The organism is Leucobacter sp. M11 (genome assembly GCF_035726885.1).
In the GTDB taxonomy this organism is placed as follows: Bacteria; Actinomycetota; Actinomycetes; order Actinomycetales; family Microbacteriaceae; genus JAPFRB01.
In genome coordinates this window covers 285,466-292,028 of record NZ_JAPFRB010000003.1, presented here as the reverse complement: position 1 = coordinate 292,028, position 6,563 = coordinate 285,466, and the positions used below count along the sequence as shown (strand labels likewise).

Sequence of the window (6,563 nt, the reverse complement as noted above, 5' to 3'; positions counted from 1 at the left end):
CACGAGCGCCACGATTCAGGCCGGGACGTACAAGGGCATGAACAAGGACGAGGCCTTCGCGATGCTGACGGACCTCGGTTTCGTGGACGTCCAGCTGGTGCCGGGCAGCCCGGTGCCGGACTCCGAGGTGGACCGCGTCACGCAGATTGGCCCCACCGGCAACGTGCCCTTCACCCAGACGATTCAGCTCACCTACGGGGTCAAGGCGAGCGACGCCGAGGCCCCCGGCGCGGCGCCGACCCCCTCGAAGCCGCAGATGGAGCAGAACTCGCAGCAGACGGTGTCCTGGCCCAACGGCTCCGGGCTCTGCCCCTCGAACACCGCCGTGCTGAACTACGAGGTGCAGGCCTCCGGCGGCGGCGCCTCCGTGGTCAATCAGCCCGGCACGGGACTCACCGCAACCGTGCAGGCCGGAACGACCGATTTCAGCGTCAGCTACCGGGTAGTCTGTGGTGGGCAGGGCATCGAAAACAGGGTCTCGGCGTGGTCTCCCGGAGCCACCATCACGGTCACGGCGCCGACCCCGCCTGCCGCCGATGGCTCCAGCGACGCCGGTGACAGCGATTCCAACAGCAACAACAACTAGGCCACCCCGAACCCGCAGGGGTGAACAGGGAGATTCGAAGCATGAGTGAGGGCACCGATGTGAGCGAGGACCAGAGGATTCTCGGAGGACGCTATCTCGTCGGTGAGTTCATCGGCCAGGGTGGCATGTCCACCGTGTACCGCGGCGTCGACCAGAAGCTCGGTCGCCAGGTGGCCATCAAGGTCATGAAGTCGAACCTCGCCGGGGACCCGCTGTTCCGCGACCGCTTCCGCCAGGAGGCCCAGTCGGCCTCCCGGATGGCGCACCCGACGATCGTGCGCGTCTTTGACGCCGGGGACGACCTGGTGCAGACCACGGACGGCCCGCAGACGCTGCCCTACATCGTGATGGAATACGTCGAGGGCAAGAACGTCCGGCAGATCCTGTCCGAGGGCGAGCTGTCCCAGACGGAGTCCTGCCGGATCATGGACAGCGTGCTCACGGCGCTGGAGTACTCGCACCGCGCCGGGATCGTGCACCGCGACATCAAGCCGGCGAACATCATGATCACGAAGACCGGCCAGGTGAAGGTCATGGACTTCGGCATCGCCCGAGCCGTTTCCGAGACCTCGTCGACCGTCGCGCAGACCACCGCGATCCTCGGCACCGCCGCGTACTTCTCCCCGGAGCAGGCCAAGGGCGAGACCGTTGACGCGCGGACCGATCTGTACTCCGCCGGGGTGGTCCTCTTCGAGATGCTGACGGGCGGGGTGCCCTTCCGGGGGGACAGCGCCGTCGCCGTCGCCTACCAGCACGTCAGCGAGCGCCCCGTGCCCCCCAGCGACCGCAACCCCGAGGTGAGCGCCGCCCTCGACCGCGTCGTGCTGCACTCCCTCGCGAAGGACCGCGCGAAGCGCTTCCAGTCGGCCGCCGAGTTCCGCTCCGCCGTCAAGGAGGCCGCGGCCGGGGGCATGCCCCGCCTCACGGATCATGGCGACCACGTCGCGATGATGTTCTCGGGCGGCGAGGAGGCCTCCGAGTCGGATCTCGCGATCCGCCAGCTCGCAGAAAACTCCAGCGCCGTGCGCACCCAGAATCGCCCCCCGGTCATGTGGACCTGGGCCGCGATCCTGAGCGTCGCGGTGGTGATCGTCGCGGTAATCTTCTGGCTCATGAACCTGGCCCCGCGCGACATCCAGCCGCAGAACACCCGCGAGATTCCGGACCTGGTCGGCACGAACGTCGAGGAGGCCACGGCCGCGCTGCGCGATCTCGACCTCATCGTGGTGCCCAAGCGCGAGCAGAACGCTGAGGTGCCCGCGAACGAGGTCATCTCGACCGATCCCGAGGCCGGGACGAGCGTGATGACCGACACCACGGTCACCCTGATCGTCTCGCAGGGCCCCGCCGAGGCCGCGGTGCCGGATCTCAGCCGGATGTCCCTCGAGGAGGCCACCGAGGCGATCGAGAAGCTCGGGCTGAAGATCGGGATGACCACGCCGAAGGACGACCCGGTCCTCGGCGAGAACACCGTCCTGGAGTTCACGCCAGAGGCGGGCACGACCCTGCCCGCGGGCGGCGTCGTCGACCTCGTGCTCTCCACCGGCCTGGTCACGGTCCCCGATGTGCAGGCCCAGAGCCTCGCGAGCGCCCAGGAGGCGCTGGAGCGCCTGAATCTGCTCGTCTCCCCCCAGCCGATCCCGGACTGCCCGCAGGCGCCGGACTCGCCCGTGCAGAACCAGTCGCCCGTCGGGCAGAGCCCGCAGGGGTCCACGGTCACGCTGAGCTACTGCTCGGGCTAAGCCACGCTCCGGGCTCAGTAACGATCTGGGCTCAGCCACGCCACACGCTCCGGTCGGAGCCGGAGCGCGGCGGGCGGCCTGGCGGTCCGCCCGCGACCCGGCTAGGCCCGGGGGCTCAGCGTGGCGGCCGTCTCCGCGGCGTTCTTCGCCCCGGTGACCACGAGCCAGTTCCCGAGCATCCGGTAGCCGCCCTCCGTGAGCACGGACTCCGGGTGGTACTGCACCCCGTAGATGGGCAGCTCCCGGTGCCGCAGGGCCATGATGACCCCGCCCGCCGTCTCGGCCGTGACCGTGAGCTCCTCGGGAACGGTCTCGCGGACCACCGCGAGCGAGTGGTAGCGGGTCGCGTCGAAGGTTCCCGGCACCCCGGCGAAGAAGCCCTCGTCGGTGTGGGTGACCCGGGAGACCTTGCCGTGGACGAGCTCCTCGGCGTGCGAGACGGTCGCCCCGAAGGCCTCCGCGATGGCCTGGTGACCCAGGCAGACGCCGAGCAGGGGCAGGCCCGTGTCCCGCGCGAGCTGGACGGCGCGAATCGAGGCTCCGGCGTCGCTCGGCGTGCCCGGCCCGGGCGAGACGAGCACCCCGTCGACCTCCGCGAAGCGCGCGGGCAGGTCATCGAGCGCGGGGTCGTCGTTGCGCAGCACGGTCGTCTCGGCGCCCAGCTGCTGGAGGTACCCGTTCAGCGTGTAGACGAAGCTGTCGTAGTTATCGATGACGAGGATGCGGGTCACTGGGTTACCGTCGATTCTTCTCCCGGCATCAGGGACGCAACCCAGGGATAGCCGTAGTAAGCGAGGGCGTAGACGGCGGCAGCCGCCACGCCGAGGAGCAGGATGGCCCGGAACCAGGCCGGGCCGGGCAGGAACCGCCACAGGATGGAAAACACTTATGCCCCCTTCGTGATGGACGGGTTGAGCTCGATGAGTTCCGCGGGTGGGCCGTCGGAGAGGGGCTGCCAGCCCTCGAGCACGGCGTAGGCGATCGCGCGTTCCTCGCTGCCCGCCCACTTCGGGTGGCAGGTCGTCATCGTCAGAATGCTGTCCGTGCCGGGGGTGCCCTCGATCACCGTGCCCTCCGCCCGCGGGAAGGCGTTCAGCACGTCCACCTCCTCGGGCAGCACGTACTCGATCGAGCGGAAGCGGTAGGTGTACCAGCCCTGCTGCGTTTCGACGAAGATCGGATCGCCGACCCGGAGGTTCATCACCTCGCGGAGGGAGTTAATGAGCGGGCCAGAGCGGTGCCCGGCGACCGCGAAGTTCCCGGGCTCGCCGGGGAGCTGGGTGGTCGTGTACCGGCCGAGGCCGCGGTCGTCGAGGTCGAGCACGCTCGCGCGCGAGACGCCCTCGGCGATGGTGTTCGCGAAGCGCTGCTGGAAGGCGGGCACGTGCAGCACCCCAAAGACCTCCCCGTCGGCGACGGGCTCCGTCACGGGCATGCCGTCCGTGCTGGGCGGTGCGGCGTTCGCTCGCCACTCCTCGCTGAAGCCGCTGGAGATCTCGGTCTGCGCCGAGGTGACGACGGTGCTCGTGTACCAGGGCTGCCAGAGGATGTAGCCGAGCACGAGCAGTCCAGCCGTGATGAGCAGTTCCCCCAGCACTCCGGCGAAGCTGAGCGGAGCGCGGCGCTTCTTCTGCCGGCGGGCTCGTCTCGGCGCGCCACCGGCGTCTGGGGTGACCGCATCAGAATGCTGAACCATTGTTGTATTCTAAGTCTTCCCACCCGCAAAGGTGCTGATTCCGCCGTTCATTCGCTAGGATCGAAGCATGGCAGCAGCGAAAGACGTGAGTAAGCGCAAGTCGGCGAAGACCCCGGTCCCCGACCGTGCCCGCGAGACCTCCGCGGAAGACGCACCGAACCCGGTGTGGTTCAAGCCGGTCATGTTCGGCTTCATGCTGCTCGGGCTCATCTGGCTCGTCGTGTTCTACATCACGAGCGGCTCGATGAACCTGCCGATCCCCGCGCTCGGCCAGAACAACATCTGGGTCGGCTTCGGCTTCGTCCTCATCGGCTTCCTGATGACGACGCGCTGGCGCTAAGCCCCACACACGCACGTGCGGCCCGTCCCCCGAGGGGACGGGCCGCACGTTTTTTTGTGCCCGCGGGCGGTGGGTTGCGTCCCGGACCCCGGCCCGAGCGGCCGGTCCGCCGAAGTTTTCCACCCCGTTATCCACAGGAATCGGGGTTTTCCCCGGCTTATCCCCAAGTTATCCACAATGTGCAAAACTACACGGGTGTAATTACTCCCAGGTGTGCACAGAATTGTGGATAACTTGTTGATTGCTTGTGGTGACTCTGTGGTGAGCGTGTGGAAAACGGCTCAGCCGAGGGGAAGCGCGGGCAGGACGAGGAAGAATGCGGCGCTCAGCGCTAGCAGAGCCGCCGCGAGCAGGGCGATTCCGGCGAGTTGTGCACCGCGCAACCGGGGGCCGCGATTGCGCATCACGATCGCGGCGTAGAGGGCTCCGGCGATGAGTCCGCCGAGGTGTGCCTGCCAGGAGACGCTGACGCCGGGCATGAAGCCGATCGCGAAGTTGATCCCGAGCATCACGACGAGGGAGGTCATGTTTCCCCCGAGCGCGCGGCCCACCACGAAGGTCGCGCCGAAGATGCCAAAGATCGCGCCAGAGGCCCCAACGACGGCCACGACCATGCTCGACGGCGAGGTGTACCCCCAGAGCATGACGGTCACGGAACCGGCAAAGCCAGCGATCAGGTACAGGCCGAGAAAGCGCCACCGTCCGAAGGCGAGTTCGATCTGCCGGCCGAAGGCCCACAGCGCGTACATATTAAAGAGGATGTGCGGGAGGAACCCCGTGGAGTGGGTGAACACCGAGGTCAGCATCCGCCAGGGCTCAAAGTTGCCGGGAAGCGAGTACACCGGGGCGTACCAGAGCGCCTGGGTCACCCCGGAGAAGATGAGCTGTGCCGCGAAGACCAGCCCCGACAGGATCAGGATCGTGTAGGTCACGACCGGGGTGTCCGAAGACACCCGGCTCGCGACCCCCGAGCGCACCCGAGAGGAGAGCGGGCGCTGCGCGCGCTTGCTCCCCTCTCGCATGCACTCCGGGCAGAGCACCCCGACGGAGGACTGCGTTTGGCACTCCTCGCAGATCGTGCGGCCGCACCGCTGGCAGAGAATGAAACTCTGCCGGTTTGGGTGCCGGTAGCAGGCGTCAGCTGCGCTGACCGGGACGCGCTCCCCGTATTGTGACATCTGGTTAGACGGCGGCGATCGTGACGCCGGTCATGACGACGTCCTCGACGGGCTTGTCCGCACCGGCGGTGCGCACGGCGGAGATCGCATCCACGACGGCCTTGGAGGCGTCATCGGCCACCTCACCGAAGATGGTGTGCTTGCCGTTGAGCCAGTCCGGGGCAATCGTGGTGATGAAGAACTGCGAGCCGTTGGTGCCGGAGAGCTTGCCGAAGGAGTCGACGCGCTTGCCCGCGTTGGCCATCGCCAGCTGGTAGGGCTTGTCGAAGACGAGCTCCGAGTGGATCTCGTCATCGAAGTTGTAGCCGGGGCCGCCGGTGCCGGTGCCCGTGGGGTCGCCGCCCTGGATCATGAAGTTCGGGATGATGCGGTGGAAGATGACCCCGTCGTAGAAGCCCTTCTCGGCCAGGTCGGTGAAGTTCTTGACGGTCTTGGGGGCGTGGTCACCGAAGAGGTTGATCACGATGTCGCCGTGGTTGGTGCTCACGGTCGCAACTGCTGTGTGAATAGTCATGCCTTCATTCTATGGGTGTCCAATCGCTGAGAATCCGGGGAGCTTCCGGACAGTCCGGTGGGAATCGGTGTACGTTGGGAACAGCCGAAACCGGTACCACGAGCGGAGGATTCCAATGAAGTTGTCTCGGAAGCGGAAGCGCGAACTGAAACAGCTCCGATCATTTGCCGAGAGCGTGCTCGATGAGCAGCGCGTCGTCCTCGGCCGAGCCGGGGATGTCCTCCAGCTGGCCGGATCCCAGGCAAAGCATCTGAGCGATGAGCACGTTGCCCCCCGGGTGAACGAGGCGGTGGACCAGGTCCGCCCCGTCGTCGATCGGAGCGTCAACGCGGCGCGCAACGCGGCGGACACCGTCAAGCGCGTGGCGACCCCCGTCGTTGCCTCCGCGCTCGTCAAGACCGCCCGGGCGCTCGACTCGATCGACGACCCCCGGGCCCGTCAGGCCTCGCAGAACATCACCAAACTGAGTGAACGGAGCGGACTCGTGCCCCAGAAGAAGAAGCGGAA

General features: G+C 67.5%; 8 protein-coding genes and 1 pseudogene. 4 read left to right on the top strand and 5 right to left on the bottom strand.

Translation table 11 applies throughout. The features are described from left to right. Both OOT08_RS09690 and pknB read left to right on the top strand, forming a co-directional pair. Positions 1-586, top strand: a pseudogene (locus OOT08_RS09690) (serine/threonine protein kinase); the annotation flags it as partial. 41 nt (positions 587-627) lie between these two features. Continuing rightward, positions 628-2,328, top strand: a complete 1,701-nt coding sequence (pknB, locus tag OOT08_RS09685; protein ID WP_325092440.1) for a Stk1 family PASTA domain-containing Ser/Thr kinase — start codon at positions 628-630, stop codon at positions 2,326-2,328. A 101-nt stretch (positions 2,329-2,429) separates the two neighbouring features. Here the strand turns inward: pknB and OOT08_RS09680 are convergent, their stop codons facing one another. The 3 genes from OOT08_RS09680 to OOT08_RS09670 are packed head-to-tail and all read right to left on the bottom strand — an operon-like array spanning position 2,430 to position 4,024. Then, the gene (locus OOT08_RS09680) at positions 2,430-3,059 is read right to left on the bottom strand and encodes an anthranilate synthase component II (RefSeq protein ID WP_325092439.1); all 630 of its coding nucleotides are present in this window, start codon (positions 3,057-3,059) and stop codon (positions 2,430-2,432) included. Next, positions 3,056-3,214, bottom strand: a complete 159-nt coding sequence (locus tag OOT08_RS09675; protein WP_325092438.1) for a hypothetical protein — start codon at positions 3,212-3,214, stop codon at positions 3,056-3,058. The genes OOT08_RS09680 and OOT08_RS09675 overlap by 4 nt, the downstream gene beginning before the upstream one ends. Beyond that, a complete protein-coding gene (locus OOT08_RS09670) occupies positions 3,215-4,024 on the bottom strand; it encodes a class E sortase (RefSeq protein ID WP_325092437.1) in 810 nt (269 codons plus the stop codon). It abuts the gene before it with no gap. A 67-nt stretch (positions 4,025-4,091) separates the two neighbouring features. On the opposite strand from OOT08_RS09670, the gene OOT08_RS09665 reads away from it, so the two are divergent. Beyond that, positions 4,092-4,364: a cell division protein CrgA gene (locus OOT08_RS09665; protein WP_325092436.1), complete on the top strand. Its 273-nt coding sequence runs from the start codon at positions 4,092-4,094 to the stop codon at positions 4,362-4,364. A 281-nt stretch (positions 4,365-4,645) separates the two neighbouring features. Here the strand turns inward: OOT08_RS09665 and OOT08_RS09660 are convergent, their stop codons facing one another. Further along, entirely contained in the window at positions 4,646-5,542 is an 897-nt protein-coding gene (locus OOT08_RS09660; protein WP_325092435.1) for a rhomboid family intramembrane serine protease, read from the bottom strand. A 4-nt stretch (positions 5,543-5,546) separates the two neighbouring features. Beyond that, positions 5,547-6,056: a peptidylprolyl isomerase gene (locus tag OOT08_RS09655; RefSeq protein ID WP_325092434.1), complete on the bottom strand. Its 510-nt coding sequence runs from the start codon at positions 6,054-6,056 to the stop codon at positions 5,547-5,549. Between the two features lie 115 nt (positions 6,057-6,171). On the opposite strand from OOT08_RS09655, the gene OOT08_RS09650 reads away from it, so the two are divergent. Beyond that, the coding region (locus tag OOT08_RS09650; RefSeq protein WP_325092433.1) for a DNA/RNA helicase at positions 6,172-6,563 on the top strand (392 nt) is incomplete at its 3' end.